Origin of the sequence: Sphingomonas echinoides, assembly GCF_029623395.1 — a bacterium.
GTDB classification, from domain to species: Bacteria; Pseudomonadota; Alphaproteobacteria; order Sphingomonadales; family Sphingomonadaceae; genus Sphingomonas; species Sphingomonas echinoides_A.
The window spans coordinates 25842-43056 of sequence record NZ_JAPYKK010000005.1; the positions used below are offsets into that span (position 1 = coordinate 25842).

Sequence of the window (17215 nt, forward strand, 5' to 3'; positions counted from 1 at the left end):
AGTACCATGCAAGCTTCACCCCTCAACGTCAGTCCGATCCTCGGCCGCTTTACGCTTGAGTCGCTGCCGCTCCATGAACCGATCGTCGTCGCCACCTTCTGTGGCGTCGCACTCGGCGGGATCGCGCTGCTGTCGGCCCTCACCTACTTCAAACTGTGGGGCTACCTCTGGAAAGAGTGGTTCACCAGCGTCGATCACAAGAAGATCGGGATCATGTACATGATCCTCGGCATTGTCATGCTGCTGCGCGGGTTCTCCGACGCGATCATGATGCGTGCACAACAGGCGATGGCGTTCGGCAACGAAGGCTATCTCAACGCACACCACTATGACCAGGTGTTCACCGCGCACGGTGTCATCATGATCTTCTTCGTCGCGATGCCGTTCGTGACGGGCCTGATGAACTACGTCGTCCCGCTCCAGATCGGTGCGCGCGACGTGTCCTTCCCCTTCCTCAACAACTTCAGCTTCTGGATGACCACCGCAGGCGCGGTGATCATCATGATGAGCTTGTTCGTCGGTGAGTTCGCACAGACCGGCTGGCTCGCCATGCCGCCGCTGTCGGGGATCGGCTACAGCCCGGGGGTTGGTGTCGACTATTACATTTGGTCGCTCCAGATCGCGGGTGTCGGCACGCTGCTGTCGGGCGTCAACCTGATCGCCACCATCGTCAAGATGCGCGCACCGGGCATGACCATGATGAAGATGCCGATCTTCTGCTGGACCGCACTTTGCACCAACATCCTGATCGTCGCAGCCTTCCCGGTCCTGACCGCGGTGCTCGCGCTGCTCAGCCTCGACCGTTACGTCGACACCGCGTTCTTCACGAACACGCTCGGCGGCAACCCGATGATGTACGTCAACCTGATCTGGATCTGGGGTCACCCGGAAGTCTACATCCTGATTCTCCCGATGTTCGGCGTGTTCAGCGAGGTCACCTCGACCTTCTCGGGCAAGCGCATCTTCGGCTACACCTCGATGGTGTATGCGACCATGGTCATCACCCTGCTCGCCTACCTCGTCTGGCTGCACCACTTCTTCACCATGGGGTCGGGCGCGAGCGTCAACTCGTTCTTCGGCATCACCACGATGATCATCTCGATCCCGACCGGCGCGAAGATCTTCAACTGGCTGTTCACGATGTACCGTGGCCGGGTGCGCTTCGAGCTGCCGATGATGTGGACGATCGCGTTCATGATCACCTTCACGATCGGCGGCATGACCGGCGTCCTGCTCGCGGTGCCGCCAGCCGACTTCGTGCTCCACAACTCGCTGTTCCTCGTCGCCCACTTCCACAACGTCATCATCGGCGGCGTGGTGTTCGGTGCCTTCGCCGGCATCAACTACTGGTGGCCGAAGGCATTCGGGTTCCGCCTGAACGACTTCTGGGGCAAGGTGTCGTTCTGGTGCTGGGTCGTAGGCTTCTACCTCGCATTCATGCCGCTCTACGTGCTCGGCCTGATGGGCGTTACGCGTCGCCTGCGTACCTTCGATGACCCGAGCCTGCAGATCTGGTTCATCATCGCCGGGATCGGTGCGTTGCTGATCGCCGCAGGCATCGGTGCAATGCTCCTTCAGTTCGCGGTCAGCATCCGCGATCGTGAGAAGCTGCGCGATACCACCGGCGATCCGTGGAACGGTCGTACGCTTGAGTGGGCAACCTCGTCGCCGCCGCCAGACTATAACTTCGCGTTCACCCCGGTCATCCATCAGGGCGATGCGTGGGCGGACATGAAGACGCGCGGCTACGAGCGTCCGACGACTGGCTTCAAGGATATCCACATGCCTTCGAATACCGGCTCGGGTGTCATCCTCGCGGGTCTGTGCGTTGCCTTCGGCGTCGGCATGATCTGGTACGTCTGGTGGCTTGCCGCGGTCAGCTTCGTCGCCATCCTCGGCGTCTCGATCGGTCACACGTTCATCTACAAGCGTGACTATTACATCCCCAAGGCGACCGTCGCCGCAAAGGAGGACGCCCGCACGGCGGCCCTCGCGGAGGCAAAGGCATGAGCGCGTCCACGTCCGATTACGATATCGACACGTTCCACCTCGCCGAGGAGCCGCATCACGCAGAGGGGTCGAGCACGATGCTCGGCTTCTGGCTCTACCTGATGAGCGACTGCCTAATCTTCGCGATGCTGTTCGCGACCTACGGCGTGCTCGGCACCAGCTATGCGGGGGGCCCCGGCCCCAAGCAGCTGTTCGAGCTGCCGCTGGTCGCGGTCAACACGGCGATGCTGTTGTTTTCGTCGATCACCTATGGCTTCGCGATGCTCGCGATGACCAACGGCAAGGTGCGCCAGACCCAGCTGTGGCTGTTCGTCACCGCGCTGTTCGGCATGGCCTTCATCAGCATCGAACTCTACGAGTTCGCCAACCTGATCCATGAAGGGGCGACCCCGCAGAAGAGCGCGTTCCTGTCGTCCTTCTTCACGCTGGTTGCGACGCACGGGCTGCACGTCACTTTCGGGCTGATCTGGCTGTTCACACTGATGGTGCAGATCCAGGTCAAGGGCCTGATCCCCGCCAACCAGCGCCGCCTGATGTGCCTCAGCCTGTTCTGGCACTTCCTCGACGTCATCTGGATCGGCGTCTTCACCTTTGTCTATCTGCTGGGAATGCTGCGATGAGCGCTGACCTCCACCACGCCGCGCACGATCACGCCGGCCACGGCCACGACGATCACGACGCGCATCTGCACGAAGAGTCGCACGGTTCGTACAAGAGCTACGCGATCGGCTTCGGCCTGTCGGTCATCCTTACCGCCATTCCCTTTTGGCTGGTGATGACGCGGACGCTGACCAACCAAGCAACCGCGCTGATCATCATGGCGTTCGCCGCGGTGCAAATGGTCGTCCACATGATCTTCTTCCTGCACATGAACCGTCGTGCGGAAGGCGGCTGGTCGATGATGGCGCTGATCTTCACGATCGTCATCGTCGGGATCGCGCTGAGCGGATCACTGTGGGTGATGTACCACATGAACGCGAACATGATGCCGACCCAAGACATGAGCCAGATGGGGTGAGCAACACGGGTCGGCGCGTACGGCGGGGCGCGGTCGCGGTTGCGTGGCTGTTTGTCATCGTCGCGCTGCTCGGTCTCGGCACTTGGCAGGTCCAGCGGCGGGCGTGGAAGCTGGACCTCACCGCGCGCGTCGACGCGCGCGTTCACGCCACGCCGGTCCCCGCGCCCGCCACTGCCGGTACCGACGATGCCTATCGCCGGGTCCGGGCGACCGGGTATTATCTCCCCGGCCGGGAAACCTTCGTCCAGGCATCAACCGTGCGCGGACCGGGCTTCTGGGCGATGACCCCGCTGCGGCGGGACGACGGCTCGATCCTCCTGATCAATCGCGGGTACGTCCCCACGCGCGCCGCACTGTCACCAACTCCGGGAGCCGTCACGGTGACCGGCCTGCTCCGGCTTGACGAGCCACACGGCGGGTTCTTGCGCGACAATGCACCGGCGGACGAACGCTGGTATTCGCGCGACGTCGGCGCGATCGCCAAGCGCCGCGGTCTTTCCCCCGCCCTACCCTATTTCGTCGATGCCGATGCGAGCGACACGCGCACGGGTGCGCCGGTTGGCGGCCTGACGGTGATCCACTTCCCCAACAGCCATCTTGCTTATGCGGTCACATGGTACATTCTCGCGCTCATGAGCACCGCCGGATTCGTGTATTGGCTCCGTCAGGAACGGCTGCGTCCCGACCACAAGACATGAGTCCGCGGGTGGCGAACTGGCGGGGTGTCCCGGTCTCGCAGACCGCGGGCCATGCCAACATGCTGCAACTCGTCGAACTGCGCTGGATGGCGGTGGCGGGGCAGCTCGGGACGATCCTGCTGACACACGTCGTGTTCGGCATCCGCTTGCCGATGATGCCGATGTTGAGCGTGCTGACCGGCTTGGTCGTACTCAACGCCGCGAGCCTGCTGCGACTTCGGCTGGAATCGCCGATCACCAACAAGACGCTGTTCGGCGGACTGCTGCTCGACGTCCTCGCGCTCAGTGCTCAGCTCTATTTCAGCGGCGGCGCGACCAACCCGTTCGTTTCGCTCTTTCTGCTGCAAGTCGTCCTCGGGTCGGTGCTGTTGGCGAGTTGGTCGGCCTGGACGATCGTCGGTGCGACCAGTCTGTCGTTCGTGATCCTCACCGCCTTCTACCGCCCGATCATCCTGCCCCCGGGCTTCGACCGATCGTTGTTCGCGCTGCACGTCCAGGGGATGTGGGTCTGCTTCGCGCTGGTCGCCGTGTTGCTCGTGGCGTTCGTCGGCCGGATCAACATCAACCTGCGCACGCAGGACATGCGCCTTGCGGATATCGAGCGCCATGCGGTCGAGGAGGAACACATCGTCCGGATCGGGATGCTCGCGTCCGGCGCGGCGCATGAACTGGGCACCCCCTTGTCGTCGCTGTCGGTCATTCTCGGGGACTGGCGCCGCAACCCGACCGTCGCGCGCGACGCGGAACTGATGCGCGACATCGAGGAAATGCAGGCGGAGGTGCACCGTTGCAAGGCGATCGTCACCAGCATCCTGCTTTCATCGGGCGATGCCCGTGGGGAGAATTCCGCAGCAACGACGGTGCGCGCTTTCGTAGACCGGGTCGTGGCGGACTGGATCGCGGCGCGCGGCTTTGCCAACGCGACGTATGAGGATCGTTTCGGGGAGGACCTGCCGATCGTTTCCGACGTCGTCCTCCAGCAGGCCGTCTTCAACATGCTGGACAATGCCGCCGAATACTCCCCGCAGCGGATCAGCATCACGTTGGCCCGAGAGGCGGAGGCGATGATGTTGATCGTTCGAGATACCGGCCCCGGCTTCGCCGCTGAGCAGCTCGCGAACATCGGCAAGCCGTACAACAGCACCAAGCATGAGCTCGGTCGCGGCATGGGACTATTTTTGGCAAGCAACGTGGCCCGTAAACTCGATGGCGCGTTGACCGCGCGTAACCAGCCCGGCAGCGGTGCCGAGGTGACCTTCCGCCTGCCGCTGGCTGCGATTGCGCTGGGCGGAGACGATGATGGCGAGTAATCCCGTGCTTCTGATCATCGAGGATGACGCCGCCTTCGCGCGGACCCTGCAACGCTCGTTCCAGCGTCGCGATTACGAGGTCGTGCTGGCCGAAGGCCCCGCCGAACTGCCAGCCTTGCTCGCGCAACGGACGCCGGATTATGCCGTGGTGGACCTCAAGCTCGCCGGAAGCTCCGGCCTGGCCTGCGTTGAGACCCTGCGCGCGCACGACCCTGACACCGTCATCGTGGTTCTTACGGGATATGCCAGCATTTCCACCGCGGTGCAGGCGATAAAGCTTGGCGCCACCTCCTACCTCGCCAAGCCAGCCAACACCGATGATATCGAACGCGCGTTCGGCATGACGCTGGGCGACGCGGACGTGCCGATCGGCGATCGCCAGACGTCGATCAAGACGATCGAGTGGGAGCGGATCAACGAAACGCTCGAGGCGACCGGCTTCAACGTCTCGGAAACTGCACGGCGTCTGGGCATGCACCGCCGCACGCTCGCGCGAAAACTCGAGAAACGGCGTATCAGCTAACTAGGCGATAGTTGGCACCAACCGCACGCAGGACGGACTCGCGCTGCTGGCGCGTTGCGCGTAACCGAAGCCGATGGGATCGCGGGTCAAAATCTACTTCGACGGCGGGTGTCGCCCTAACCCCGGTCGCATGGAAGTCGCGGTCGTCGTTCAGGGCAAGGTGCGGATCTTCGATCTCGGCGAAGGGGCGAGCATGGACGCCGAATGGCATGCGCTCGTCGCCGCCCAGCGCGTTGCCAGCGATTTGGGCCTTGCATCCAGCACATACGTCCTGCTCGGCGATGCGGCGGCGGTGATTGCGCAAGCGACCGGCGGGCATCGCTGTCGCGGATCGGGTGCGGCGCATCTTGCGGTGCTCCACGAAATGACAGGCGGGGTCGCTCCGCCGATCCGCTACATCAAGCGATCGCAAAATCTGGCCGGGATCGCGCTGGCGCGGCGGGCGGGCCGGTGACCGCGCCTGCAGTCCTCTACAGCTTCCGGCGCTGTCCCTATGCGATGCGCGCCCGCCTCGCGCTTGCCGTGGCCGGCGTCTCCGTCGAACTGCGCGAGGTGGTGCTCCGCACCAAACCCGCCGCGATGCTTGTGGCCTCCCCAAAGGGCACGGTGCCCGTGCTGATCCCGCCCAACGGCGTCGTAATCGATCAAAGCCTCGACATCATGCGCTGGGCGCTGGCGCAGTACGATCCGGAAGCGTGGCTGGACGGGGACGACCCTGCCCTGATCGCCAGTTGCGACGACCACTTCAAATTCCACCTCGACCGGACCAAATATCCCGAACGCCACGCCTCCGACCCGACCGTACACCGCGCAGCGGGGTTGGAGTGGCTCGGGCACCTGGAGGAGCGTCTGAACCGGCACGACAACCTCTGCCGTCCGGCGCGTGGGCTGGCCGATGCCGCAATCTTTCCGTTCGTCCGCCAGTTTGCCGCGATCGATCCAGCTTGGTTCGCCGCTGAACCCTTGCCGCGGGTCCAGACATGGCTCGAACGCCACATTCGATCGCCACTCTTCGCGATAGTCATGGCGCGGTACGCACCGTGGGAGCCGGACTCCGCAACGGTCCTTTGGCCAACTTGAAGTCGACAAGGCGCAATCCGCGACGAAGCCACCACGATCCGGCCCGAACGGCTTTGCGCTCATGCACCGTCCTGTGTAGCGGCAATGCGCATGTCTGATCCGCGCTCCGCTCCGTTCACGCTCGGTCTCGATTTCGGGACCACCAACTCGGTCGCCGCAGTCGCGCGGAACGGGACGTCGGATTTGCTCGCGCTCGAATCCCCCAGCGGGCCCGACGCCGCGTTCCGGTCCGCCCTGTGCTTCTGGGAGGAGGATTCGGTCAAAGGCGGCATCGCTGCGGAGGCCGGGCCATGGGCGATCGCCGAATATCTAGAATATCCGCAAGGCAGCCGCTTCCTTCAGTCGTTTAAGTCGGTCGCCGCCAACGCCGCGTTCGAACACGCGACGATCTTCGAGCGGCGGTATCGGTTCGAGGATCTCGGCCAGACCTTCCTTGCCAAGATGGCGGCGCGATCGGGCGGCATGCTCGATCGTGCCGCGCGGATCGTGGTCGGGCGTCCGGTGGAATACGCCGGGTACCGCCCGGACGACGCGCTGGCGCGGCAACGCTACGACCTGATGTTCGCCAAGCTCGGCGCGGAGGTCCATTACGTCTACGAACCGCTTGGCGCGGCGTTCAGCTACGCCTCGCGGATCAGCGACCCCGCGACCATCCTCGTCGCCGATTTCGGGGGCGGGACGAGCGACTTTTCGGTGGTGCGGATCGAGGCGCCGGGCGCCGCGCGGCGGTGCGTTCCGCTCGGCCACGCCGGGGTCGGCATCGCGGGCGACCGGTTCGATGCGCGGATTGTCGACCAACTCGTCATGCCCCTGCTCGGCAAGGGGGGATCCTATCGTTCGTTCGACAAGATCCTCGAGATTCCCCGCGGCTATTTCGCCGATTTTGCGGACTGGTCGCGGCTCGCGCTGATGCGCAACCGCAGGACGATCGCGGAACTCGAGAAGCTGCGCAAATCGGCGCTCGATCCGGATGCGATCGGCCGGATGATCGCGGTGATCGAGGAAGAACTCGGCTTCCAGCTGCACGAAGCGGTCGGTCGGGTAAAACGCGACCTGTCCGCTGCGGAACAGGCAACCTTCCGCTTCGAAGGCGGTGGCCTGTCGATCGAGGCTGATGTCACGCGCACCGCCTTCGAAACGTGGATCGCCCCCGACATTGCGCGGATCGAAGCAGCGGTCGATCGCGTGCTCGAGGTTTCGGCAACACCTGCGACGAGCATCGACCGCGTGTTCCTGACGGGCGGATCGTCGCTGACGCCGCGCGTGCGCCAGATGTTCACCGACCGGTTCGGTGACGATCGCATCGCAACGGGGGGCGAACTGACGTCGATCGCCCACGGGCTTGCCCTCATCGGCGAGCAGGACGACCTCGCCGCCTGGGCAGCGTAACGCAGGCGCTCAGTACGGCGGGTCGCGCCGGTCGCGTTGTGCACGCGCGGCTTCGGTCCACCACGCGAGATCGTCGGCAAAGCGCGGAAACGCCTTGACGACCGCAGCGCCCCCGTCCCCGACCGGGGTGTTCTCGGCATCGAACGCCTTACCGATTCCGCCGACCGACAGCGGCGTGGGACTGATCACCATGCCCATTTCCGACAGGATCGGATGCCATGCGGTCGCCGAGCGCACGCCGGCCAGACGTCCCGCGGAATAGCTAGCGATCGCCGCGGGACGCCAAAACCATTCCTCGAGGAAATGGTCGGTAAGGTTCTTGAGCCCGGGCTGGACGCTCCAATTATACTCGCCCGCGACGAACACGAACGCGTCCGCCGCCTTGATCTTGCCCGCGAGCGTTTCCAGCGCCGCCGGGGCGGTACCCGCGGGATATTCCTTGTACATGCGATCGAGCATCGGAAGGCCGATGGCCTTTGCGTCGATCAGTTCGGGGGCGGCCCCACGCTCGGCGAACGCGGTCACGAGATATTGGGCGAGACGAATGCCCAACCGGTCCGATCGGTAGGAGCCGTAGAAAATCAGGATACGGTCGCTCATGCGTCACTCCAACAGCCACGGTCCAACACCGATGCGGAACGCGGCGGTGCTATCACACCGCACGCGTCCGTGTCCCGGCTTCAGCCGTCCTGCCGCCCGTGCGTCAGAACGCTGCCGTGATCGAGAACAGGACCTTCCCGTTCGCGATCGATTCCCCGTTCTTGGTACGCGAGAAGTTGGGCTGCAAATATGCCGCCTCCGCCCGGCTGATGTCGGTATCGACATAGGCAGCTCCGAAGGTCAGCGGACCGACGACATAATCGAGCCCGATCAGCCAGTCCCAATACTTCCCGGTCGGAGCGACGCTCGTCCCGTTGGGACCGAGGCCCGGATTACCCTTGGAATAGCCGATATGCGCCTTCGCGGTCATCTTGGTGGACGGAATGCCCACGCTCGTGTCGCCCCACAGATACAGATTGTCCTGGCTCTGCCCGCGGCTTTCAGGGGTGTTCGAGAAATTGCCGAGCGCACGTTGCTTGGGCGCATAGGCAACGCCGGCAAGCAAGGTCGCTGGCCCGAGCGTGCCGCTCACCTTGGCGTAGGGCTCGGCAAAGTCGGTAAGCGCCGCGCCGCCCGGATACATGTACCAGGTCAGGCCGACGTCGACCGTGCCGTTGCCAATCGTGCGCTTGTAGCCGCCGATCACGTCGAGCTCGATGTTGGCGCCGCCGAACGTCCCCCAACCGGCGAGGTTCGATCCCCAGAAGCCGCCGTAAAGGCCGCTTTCGTGCGTGATCGTCACGCCACCCTGGACGGCGATTTCTTCATCGGATTGGGAAACACCTCGGAAACGATAATCCGAAACGAGCGCAACGTTGCCGGTGACCGTCACCGGTGGCGGTGGTGCGGTTTCCTGTGCGGTCGCCGGGACGGCGACGAGGCAAAGGGTCGATGCAATATAGTAGCGATACATGGGATACCCTTCTGATCCAAGGAAAGGTTCCCGCCTGGGGCCGAGCTGCCGCGCATCTCACTGCCCCGAAGAGCAACGGTGGGCGGTCCACTCGAACCCGCATCCTCTACCAACCGGACATCACCGCTACCTTGCTACTTCGTAACAAAACATTGCTGACGCCGGAGTTCGTCAGGCAATCATTGCCGCCAATTTTGGGGAAGCGCCGGTGATCTCGATCGGATTGCCGCCTGCGCGACGGCGCACGAGGAACTCTTTCAACAGTTCGGCACAGGTATGGTCGACCTTGGTCAAGCCGGAGACATCCATCCGCACCGTGCGGTGGTCGGTCCCGCGCAACGGAAGCGATTCCAGCGTATCCGAGAGCTTGGGCAGCGTCACGAAGGTCGCGCTGCCCGACAGGGCCATGTCGGTCCCGGCGGCGACATGCTCGCGGTCCACCTTGAGCCCGAGCCGCCGGGCGTGCGGGACCAGTTCCAGCACGGAAAGCGCGATCCCGACGAGCACGCCGGTCAGAAGATCCTGCGTCACCACGGTGACGAGCGTGACGAACCAGATCAACGCCGGGAGAACCCCATAGCTGTGGAACAGGTGCTTGACGTGCGCGAGGCTTACCAACCGCACGCCGGTGATGACGAGTACCGCACCAAGCGCTGCCATCGGAATCTCGCGCAGCAGCCATGGCAGCAGCGCAACAAAGCCGAGGATCCAGACGCCGTGGAGCATCGTCGACAAGCGTGAGGTTGCGCCCGCCTGGACGTTCGCCGAACTGCGCACGATGACGCCGGTCATCGGCAACGCCCCGGCAACGCCGCACAACAAATTGCCGATGCCCTGCGCGCGAAGCTCCTTGTTGTAATCAGTCCGGACGCCATCGTGCATCCGGTCGACCGCTGCCGCCGACAGCAACGTCTCCGCGCTCGCAATGAACGCGATCGCGATCGCCGCGACGATGATCGACGGATCGACCCACTTCGCGAGGAACTCTGGCCCCGGCAGCGCGATCGCCGAGACGATCGATTGCGGGACGTCGACGCGGTTGATCTGAAGCCCCAGCGCAAACGCCGTAAGCGTTCCGACCAGCACGCCGATCAGTGCAGCAGGAACCTGCTTGAGCGCGGCGGGACGGAAGCGTTCCCAGCCCAGCATCACTAGGATCGTCAGGACACCGATCATGAACGCATGCTCGACGTTGCTGACGTTGAGCGGGGACAGGCCCATCAACCGTTCGGGCGCCGCGACCAGATTCTGCAACCCGCTTGGCAAGGGGCGCGCATCGAACAGCACGTGAAATTGACCGACGACGATCAGCACACCGATCCCGGCCAGCATCCCGTGAACGACTGCGGGTGAAATTGCCCTGAACCATCCACCAAGCCTAGCAATGCCCGCAATGAGCTGGATCAGCCCAGCGAGAATGAGGATCGGCCCGAGCGCCGAGAGACCCTTGTCGCGAACGAGTTCGAACACGACGACGGCAAGCCCCGCCGCCGGTCCGGAGACCTGCAACGGGGAGCCTGAAAACGCACCGACGACAATGCCGCCGATGATACCGGTGATCAGCCCCTTTTCCGGCGGAACGCCGGACGCGACCGCAATGCCCATGCACAACGGCATCGCGACGAGAAACACGACGATCGACGCCGTGAAGTCACGCGTTGCCACGGCCATCGTGGGGAGCTTCACACCGAATTTGGTCATTCCGCAGCCTCCAGGAGAGGTTCACCGGCAGCGAACCGCTTCTGTGCGGCCAACGCGACCGGCATCGGGCGGCTCGCGTCGATTTCCTCGAACCGGCCACTCGCGCCGTCCAGCGCAAGCACGACGCCGTGGTGGATGTCGAAGAACCAGCCGTGGAGTGCGATCTCACCACGCGCGATGCCCGAGGCGACCGACGGGTGCGTGCGCAGATGCGCAAGCTGGACCACGACGTTCTCGAGCGCGGCGGCACGGGCCTGTTCCGGCCCGGACAATTCTGGATAACCGTCCCGCACGACGCTGAACGCGGCATCGCTGTGGCGCAGCCACGCGGCAACGTTGGGCATGGTCTCCAGCGAGCCCGGCTTCATCAGCGCCTTCATCGCGCCGCAGTCGGAATGGCCGCAGATGATGATGTCGCGCACACCGAGCACCATCACGGCAAACTCGACTGTCGAGGTCACGCCGCCATTCGCGTTGCTGAACGGCGGGACGATGTTGCCGGCGTTGCGGCAAACGAACAGATCGCCTGGGTTCGCCTGGAGGATTTCCTCGGGGACGACTCGCGAATCCGAGCAGGAAATGATCAGCGCCTTCGGGCTCTGCCCGTTGGCGGCCAGGTTCTGATAGAGCGCGCTCTTCTGGGGAAAGACGTTCTTCTGGAAGTCGAAGACCCGACCGATGAGCTCGTTCATGCACTATGCTCCTGCTGTTGCTTCCGCTTATGGAACTCGCGGATTTCACAGGACCGAATACACGGCGGGGCTTGCTGCGATGCGGCAGCATTGTAAAAAAGAATTGCCGGTCAGGGGCAAACCGGCGTCACGGCACTGTCGGTCAGTCGGGTCGCGGCAACCGAATCTCCGCGCACAAGCCACCTTCCGGGCGGTTGCTGAGCGTCAATTTGCCTTTCTCGAGCTCGACCGCACGGCACACGATCGCGAGCCCCAACCCGAGCCCAAGCGTATCGCGCCGTCGCGCCGTATCGAGCCGAACGAACGGCTCGAGCACGCTCTGCAGCAAGTCTTCGGGAATTCCTGGACCATCATCCTCGACACGCACGATCACGCAGTCCGGTTCACGGCGCAGCCCTAGGATGACGTGCTCGCCGTGATGCAGGCCGTTCTCAACCAGGTTCGAAACCGCGCGCTTGACGCCAAGCTGGCGGAACACGTGTTCCAGATGATCGGGCCCGACATACGTGACCGCGCGCCCATGATCGGCGGCATCGTCGGCCAGTGTCGCGCAAAGGACCGCAAGATCCGCCAGCACGGGCTTTTCCGGATCATCCTCGCCGCCGAGGAACGCCAGCAACGATCCCACCATCGCGTCCATCTCGGCGACGTCCTCCAGGATTTCGTCCCGGACCGGTTCGGTCGCAATGCTTTCCGCGCGCAACCGCAACCGCGCGAGGGGCGTGCGAATATCATGCCCGACCGCCGCCAGCGCCTGCGTGCGATCGGTGATGAGCTGCTGGATCCGCGCCTGCATCCGGTTGAACGCGGTGATCACGCGCCGGACTTCGGTCGGCCCCTCCTCCGCCAGCGGCGCGGCTTCGGCCGTTCCGAACCGGTCCGCGGCACTGGCGAGCAGGCGCATCGGCCGCAAGGCTCGGCCGATCAACCCGCCGCCGAGCGTCATCACGACGCCCGCAATCCCCAAGGCGATCAGGATCCGGTTGCGGGACTGATCCAGGCTATCGATCGCCTCGGCGGTCCGAAAATACAGCCAGCTGCCATCCGGCAACTGCGCGGCGCCAGACACGTAGGAGCCGGTCGTCGCAGGTTCGAGCCGCATCCGGAGTGGGGAGGATTGCAGCACGGGTTCCCAAGCGAGCACCTTCGCGCGCATTTCCGACAGCGCGGGATCACTCGGGGGTGGCGCAACGGTATGCCACGCCATCGCGTAATGCGCGGTGGAGACCGAGCGCGCCATCGCTTCGCGTCCCTCGCGCGGGTGCTCCGCCATCAGGCGCCTCGCGATGACCAGATGCTCGGCCAGCCGCCGCCCTTCGTCGTCGCGCACCGAAAACTGGCTCGCACGCTCGTACAGCACTGTACTCATGCCGAATTCGACCAGCGTGGCGAACAGCAGGATCGCGACCACTCGCCCGATCAGTCCGAGCGAGGGCGATGGGATCGGCATTACGACCGCTCGACGGTCGCGTTGAACATATAGCCTACGCCGCGGACGGTGACGATTGGCGGCGGGCCGTCGTCGATCGAAAGCTTGCGCCGAAGTCGGCTGATGAGCACGTCGACGCTGCGATCGGTACTGTCGCCCATCCGCGTCCGCGACAATTCGATCAGCCGTTCACGCGCAATCACCCGCCCCGCGTGATCGAGCAGGCTCGTCAACAGGTCAAACTCCGCGCCGGTCAGATCGACCACGGCACCGCTCGGCGCGCGCAATTCGCGTCTGGGCAAGTTCACCGTCCAGCCGTCGAAGGTGATCAGCCCCTGCTCGCGGTCCTTGGTTTCGCGCGGCGCGTCGACGCGTCGCAGGACCGCACGGATCCGCGCCGTCAGCTCGCGCGTCCCGAACGGCTTCGCCAGATAATCGTCCGCACCCAGTTCCAGGCCCACCACGCGATCGGTTTCACTGCCGCGCGCGCTGACGAAAATGATCGGCACGTTGCTCTGCTGACGCAACTTGCGGCACAATTCGATCCCGTCGGTCCCGGGCAGCATGATGTCGAGCAGAACCAAATCGACCGGCCCCGCCTCCATCGCCAGCCACATCTCCGGCGCCGAGGCGGCGGGGCGGACGAGGTAGCCGTGTTCCTGCAACGCTCGCGTGGTGAGCGTGCGCAATGCTGGGTCGTCCTCGACAAGCACGATCGTGGGGGGAGTTGTCATAAGCGTCACGTCTAACCGTTGAGGGTTGGAGGGGCTTCGGTACGGACGGCGACCAGCGCGGTCAACGCGGCACCGTAGCCTGCCGCAAGGGGGTTTGAAGAGCAACGTTTCATCACAGTGGAGCGAAGGGCGAGACAATCGCCCCCCATATATCCTGAGCAGTCCATTTCTTCGGAGACTGCATCATGCTTCGCCTTGCATTAACGGTCGCCGCCATGCCGGCACTCCTCATCGCAGCCGCCCCCGCCGTCGCGGAGGGTACATCGTCCATGAGCAAGGCCGAACAAACCGCCTTCGCGCGGTGCCAACTTCGCCAACCCCATATGCAGTCGGGCAAGGGCTTGATCTTCCAGCCGCAGAATTGCCGCCAGATCGCCCGTGTCGAGACTGCCAATCTTTCGCCGAAGCTTCCCCTGGCTTCGCGCGGAGTTGGGCTCGACTGAGGCAGCCTCAGCGACCCGAGGGACCGTCGTTCCCCCCACCCTGATCCTCGACGGTTCAGAACAGACTTGGAAGCCCCGGGAAACCGGGGCTTCTTTTTTGTCCGGCAGCTTTTTCGTCGAGACACAAAACGTCCCCCGCTATATCTGGCAGAATATAGCGAGTCGCCCGTTTGATGGCGAGATTACGGGGACGCCATGCCAACCAGAACATGCGCCGCGACGACATTGACGGCAGCACTGATTGCGATAGTTGCCACTCCCACTCCCACATCCGCTGCCGCCCGTGAGACGCCATCCGACCGCACAGGGGCGACCGAACCCGAGAGCGCGTCGCCCGATGGAGAAATCGTCGTCACGGCGCGGCAACGCAGCGAGAATGCCCAGACCGTTCCCCTTGCCGTATCCGTCGTTAGCGACGCGCTGATCGACCGGTCCTACACGGTCAACACGCAGCAACTGGCGCTGCTGGTGCCGAGCCTGACCTACAGTTCGGCCAATCCGCGCAACACCGCCTTCACGATCCGCGGACTGGGCAGCAGCGTCGTCGCCGTCAGTCAGGCGAACGACGGGTTGGAACCAGGCGTCGGCTTCTACGTCGACCAGGTCTATCACGCGCGCCCGGCAACCGCCGCGTTCGATTTCTCGGATATCGAACGGATCGAAGTCCTGCGCGGGCCGCAAGGCACCGTGTTCGGCAAGAACACCACCGCGGGCGCCATCAACATCGTGACTCGCGCACCCGCCTTTACGCCGGAGGCCAGCGAGGAACTGTCGGTCGGCAGCAGCGGCTTCGTCCAGGCCAAGGCCGCAGCATCCGGACCACTGATCGACGACACCCTCGCCTACCGGGTGTCCGGTATGGTGACGCGGCGCGACGGCTATATCCGCAACGTCGCGACCGGCGCGCGCCAGAATGGCATCGGCAATCAGGCGATCCGCGGCCAGTTGCTGTTCCGGCCGACCACCGATCTCTCGGTGCGGCTAACCGCCGATTTTTCGAACTTTGAAAGTGAATGCTGCACCCAGGTCTATTTGCGCGTCGGGCAGAGCTTGCGACCCGCCGCACGGCAATATCCAGCGCTCGCGGCGGGGCTCCACTACGCGCCGCCCAGTACCAACCCATACGACCGGCTGACCAACATCGATGCACCCCTGTCCGTCGACACCAGCGAAGGCGGCGTCTCCGCGATCGTGGACTGGAGCCTCGGGTTCGCGACGCTGACGTCGGTCAGCGCGTGGCGTTTCTGGAACTGGGATGCGGCCAACGATCGCGATTACACCGGCATTCCGATCCAATTGATCCAGCACATCCCGTCACGGCAGGACCAGTTCAGTCAGGAGCTGCGGCTCGCCTCCAACGGCCATCACCGGTTGGACTATGTCGCTGGCCTGTATGTCTTCGATCAGAAAATCGTCGGCCGGCCCAACAGTGTCTACGGGTCGCAGGCCGCTTATTGGCTGATCGGGCCGACCACCGGAACCGGCACGAATACCGTGCGGGTGCCTGTGAATTTGCTCGACGGGTACGGCACCGATGGCAAGACCCGACTTACGCAGGACAGCTACGCCGCCTTTGCCGAGGTCAATGCCCGGATCGTCCCACGAGTCACGCTCACCGGCGGCGTGCGCTACACGCGTGAGATCAAAGACGGCAGCTACGCAAGCTTCGTTTTCGGCGGATTGCAGACGACCAACGCCGCGCTGCTCAACGCCAAACTCGGGGTACTGCGCCCACAAAGCTACGATGCGCACAACGCCGAAAGCAATACTTCGGGCCGCGTGAACCTCGCGTGGACAGTCACCGATCAGGTGCTCGCCTACGCAAGTTACGCGCGGGGGTTCAAATCGGGCGGGATCAACCTGTCCGGCTTGCCGCTCGACGCGCAGAACCGGCCCGTGCTGACCACCGCCGTCATCCGCCCGGAACGCAACCAGACTTACGAAGCCGGGCTGAAATCGCAGGTTTTCGACCGGCGCCTGACCGCGAACCTGGCTGCCTATCTGACGGACGTTCGGGATTTCCAGGCAACGCTGGTCGACAGTTCGCAGACCGTCGCGCTTCGGGGATATCTGTCGAACATTCCGAAAGTGACGGTCAAAGGGGTCGAGGCCGATCTCACCGCGCAAGTGACGCCTAGGTTTCAGCTGCGGGCAAACCTTGCCTTTGCGGACGGGCGCTACAGCGCCTATCCCGCCGGCCCCTGCCCGCTGGAGCGACAAACCAACGCGACCACCGCGTGCGACCTCACCGGGCGACCGCTGGCGGGGCTGTCGAAATGGTCGGAGACGATCGGCGTCGATTATGCGCTTCCCCTGGGGTCTGGCACGATCGTGCTTCACGCCGATTCCAACTTCCGGTCGCGCTATTACGGCGATCCGACCTTGTCCCGCTTCACCCTGATCCAAGGCTATAACCAGACCAACGCAAGCCTCGGATTCCGTGCCGCAAAGGGACTGGAAATCTTTCTATTTGCACGCAACCTGTTCAACGCGAACTACATCCAGAACGTGACGATCCAGGCCGGCAACTCCGGGCTCATTCTTGGCACGCCGAGCGAACCGCGCGTGATCGGCATAACATGGCGCGCGCGGCAATAAGGGCTGCGTAACACTACGGATGGCGCACACCGGACGCCGACAGCACACTGCCCCGAACGTCCCTTATCGGAGATCAG

17 protein-coding genes are annotated in these 17215 nt (G+C 64.1%); 11 read left to right on the forward strand and 6 right to left on the reverse strand.

The genetic code is table 11. The annotated features are described in order from the left end of the window. Nucleotides 1-6: 6 nt before the first annotated feature. The 9 genes from cyoB to QBJ92_RS04585 all read left to right on the forward strand — a co-directional run bounded on the left by cyoB (nt 7) and on the right by QBJ92_RS04585 (nt 8028). Complete coding sequence (gene cyoB, locus QBJ92_RS04545) at nt 7-2010, forward strand: cytochrome o ubiquinol oxidase subunit I (RefSeq protein WP_277968502.1); 2004 nt, start codon at nt 7-9, stop codon at nt 2008-2010. After that, on the forward strand, nt 2007-2630 hold the full coding sequence (gene cyoC / locus QBJ92_RS04550; RefSeq protein ID WP_277968503.1) for a cytochrome o ubiquinol oxidase subunit III: 624 nt from the start codon (nt 2007-2009) through the stop codon (nt 2628-2630). Before cyoB ends, cyoC begins: the two co-directional genes overlap by 4 nt. Then, nucleotides 2627-3028 (forward strand): cytochrome o ubiquinol oxidase subunit IV, encoded by a 402-nt coding sequence (gene cyoD / locus QBJ92_RS04555; RefSeq protein WP_277968504.1) that lies wholly within the window; start codon nt 2627-2629, stop codon nt 3026-3028. Before cyoC ends, cyoD begins: the two co-directional genes overlap by 4 nt. After that, complete coding sequence (locus QBJ92_RS04560; RefSeq protein ID WP_277968505.1) at nt 3025-3726, forward strand: SURF1 family protein; 702 nt, start codon at nt 3025-3027, stop codon at nt 3724-3726. Before cyoD ends, QBJ92_RS04560 begins: the two co-directional genes overlap by 4 nt. Beyond that, nucleotides 3723-5036: an ATP-binding protein gene (locus QBJ92_RS04565; RefSeq protein WP_277968506.1), complete on the forward strand. Its 1314-nt coding sequence runs from the start codon at nt 3723-3725 to the stop codon at nt 5034-5036. Before QBJ92_RS04560 ends, QBJ92_RS04565 begins: the two co-directional genes overlap by 4 nt. Continuing rightward, the gene (locus tag QBJ92_RS04570) at nt 5026-5559 is read left to right on the forward strand and encodes a response regulator transcription factor (protein ID WP_277968507.1); all 534 of its coding nucleotides are present in this window, start codon (nt 5026-5028) and stop codon (nt 5557-5559) included. The genes QBJ92_RS04565 and QBJ92_RS04570 overlap by 11 nt, the downstream gene beginning before the upstream one ends. Before the next feature lie 73 nt (nt 5560-5632). Further along, nucleotides 5633-6013: a ribonuclease HI gene (locus tag QBJ92_RS04575; RefSeq protein WP_277968508.1), complete on the forward strand. Its 381-nt coding sequence runs from the start codon at nt 5633-5635 to the stop codon at nt 6011-6013. Then, nucleotides 6010-6639, forward strand: coding sequence for a glutathione S-transferase (locus QBJ92_RS04580; RefSeq protein ID WP_277968509.1), 630 nt, complete (start codon nt 6010-6012; stop codon nt 6637-6639). The genes QBJ92_RS04575 and QBJ92_RS04580 overlap by 4 nt, the downstream gene beginning before the upstream one ends. Before the next feature lie 90 nt (nt 6640-6729). Then, nucleotides 6730-8028: an Hsp70 family protein gene (locus tag QBJ92_RS04585; protein WP_277968510.1), complete on the forward strand. Its 1299-nt coding sequence runs from the start codon at nt 6730-6732 to the stop codon at nt 8026-8028. Nucleotides 8029-8037: 9 nt separating this feature from the next. Here QBJ92_RS04585 and QBJ92_RS04590 read toward each other — a convergent pair whose 3' ends face one another. From QBJ92_RS04590 to QBJ92_RS04615, 6 genes are all read right to left on the reverse strand, one after another. Next, a complete protein-coding gene (locus QBJ92_RS04590; RefSeq protein WP_277968511.1) occupies nt 8038-8628 on the reverse strand; it encodes an NADPH-dependent FMN reductase in 591 nt (196 codons plus the stop codon). A gap of 103 nt (nt 8629-8731) precedes the next feature. Then, on the reverse strand, nt 8732-9541 hold the full coding sequence (locus tag QBJ92_RS04595; RefSeq protein WP_277968512.1) for a TorF family putative porin: 810 nt from the start codon (nt 9539-9541) through the stop codon (nt 8732-8734). A 171-nt stretch (nt 9542-9712) separates the two neighbouring features. After that, nucleotides 9713-11242: a SulP family inorganic anion transporter gene (locus tag QBJ92_RS04600; RefSeq protein ID WP_277968513.1), complete on the reverse strand. Its 1530-nt coding sequence runs from the start codon at nt 11240-11242 to the stop codon at nt 9713-9715. After that, on the reverse strand, nt 11239-11934 hold the full coding sequence (locus tag QBJ92_RS04605; RefSeq protein ID WP_277968514.1) for a carbonic anhydrase: 696 nt from the start codon (nt 11932-11934) through the stop codon (nt 11239-11241). The genes QBJ92_RS04600 and QBJ92_RS04605 overlap by 4 nt, the downstream gene beginning before the upstream one ends. Before the next feature lie 142 nt (nt 11935-12076). Beyond that, a complete protein-coding gene (locus tag QBJ92_RS04610) occupies nt 12077-13384 on the reverse strand; it encodes an ATP-binding protein (RefSeq protein WP_277968515.1) in 1308 nt (435 codons plus the stop codon). Continuing rightward, nucleotides 13384-14097, reverse strand: a complete 714-nt coding sequence (locus QBJ92_RS04615) for a response regulator (protein WP_277968516.1) — start codon at nt 14095-14097, stop codon at nt 13384-13386. Before QBJ92_RS04615 ends, QBJ92_RS04610 begins: the two co-directional genes overlap by 1 nt. 185 nt (nt 14098-14282) lie before the next feature. Here QBJ92_RS04615 and QBJ92_RS04620 point away from each other — a divergent pair, with 185 nt between their 5' ends. Both QBJ92_RS04620 and QBJ92_RS04625 read left to right on the forward strand, forming a co-directional pair. Further along, entirely contained in the window at nt 14283-14540 is a 258-nt protein-coding gene (locus QBJ92_RS04620) for a hypothetical protein (protein ID WP_277968517.1), read from the forward strand. A 195-nt stretch (nt 14541-14735) separates the two neighbouring features. Further along, on the forward strand, nt 14736-17138 hold the full coding sequence (locus QBJ92_RS04625) for a TonB-dependent receptor (protein WP_277968518.1): 2403 nt from the start codon (nt 14736-14738) through the stop codon (nt 17136-17138). The last annotated feature ends 77 nt before the right edge of the window (nt 17139-17215 follow it).

Bases quoted from the DNA above. Each gene is read 5' to 3' on its own strand.
- QBJ92_RS04620 (WP_277968517.1), top strand. From the start codon at position 14,283: ATGCTTCGCCTTGCATTAACGGTCGCCGCCATGCCGGCACTCCTCATC.
- QBJ92_RS04600 (WP_277968513.1), bottom strand. From the start codon at position 11,242: ATGACCAAATTCGGTGTGAAGCTCCCCACGATGGCCGTGGCAACGCGT.
- QBJ92_RS04585 (WP_277968510.1), top strand. From the start codon at position 6,730: ATGTCTGATCCGCGCTCCGCTCCGTTCACGCTCGGTCTCGATTTCGGG.
- QBJ92_RS04610 (WP_277968515.1), bottom strand. From the start codon at position 13,384: ATGCCGATCCCATCGCCCTCGCTCGGACTGATCGGGCGAGTGGTCGCG.
- QBJ92_RS04605 (WP_277968514.1), bottom strand. From the start codon at position 11,934: ATGAACGAGCTCATCGGTCGGGTCTTCGACTTCCAGAAGAACGTCTTT.
- QBJ92_RS04625 (WP_277968518.1), top strand. From the start codon at position 14,736: ATGCCAACCAGAACATGCGCCGCGACGACATTGACGGCAGCACTGATT.
- cyoC (WP_277968503.1), top strand. From the start codon at position 2,007: ATGAGCGCGTCCACGTCCGATTACGATATCGACACGTTCCACCTCGCC.
- QBJ92_RS04590 (WP_277968511.1), bottom strand. From the start codon at position 8,628: ATGAGCGACCGTATCCTGATTTTCTACGGCTCCTACCGATCGGACCGG.
- QBJ92_RS04565 (WP_277968506.1), top strand. From the start codon at position 3,723: ATGAGTCCGCGGGTGGCGAACTGGCGGGGTGTCCCGGTCTCGCAGACC.
- cyoD (WP_277968504.1), top strand. From the start codon at position 2,627: ATGAGCGCTGACCTCCACCACGCCGCGCACGATCACGCCGGCCACGGC.
- QBJ92_RS04570 (WP_277968507.1), top strand. From the start codon at position 5,026: ATGGCGAGTAATCCCGTGCTTCTGATCATCGAGGATGACGCCGCCTTC.
- QBJ92_RS04595 (WP_277968512.1), bottom strand. From the start codon at position 9,541: ATGTATCGCTACTATATTGCATCGACCCTTTGCCTCGTCGCCGTCCCG.
- cyoB (WP_277968502.1), top strand. From the start codon at position 7: ATGCAAGCTTCACCCCTCAACGTCAGTCCGATCCTCGGCCGCTTTACG.
- QBJ92_RS04615 (WP_277968516.1), bottom strand. From the start codon at position 14,097: ATGACAACTCCCCCCACGATCGTGCTTGTCGAGGACGACCCAGCATTG.
- QBJ92_RS04575 (WP_277968508.1), top strand. From the start codon at position 5,633: ATGGGATCGCGGGTCAAAATCTACTTCGACGGCGGGTGTCGCCCTAAC.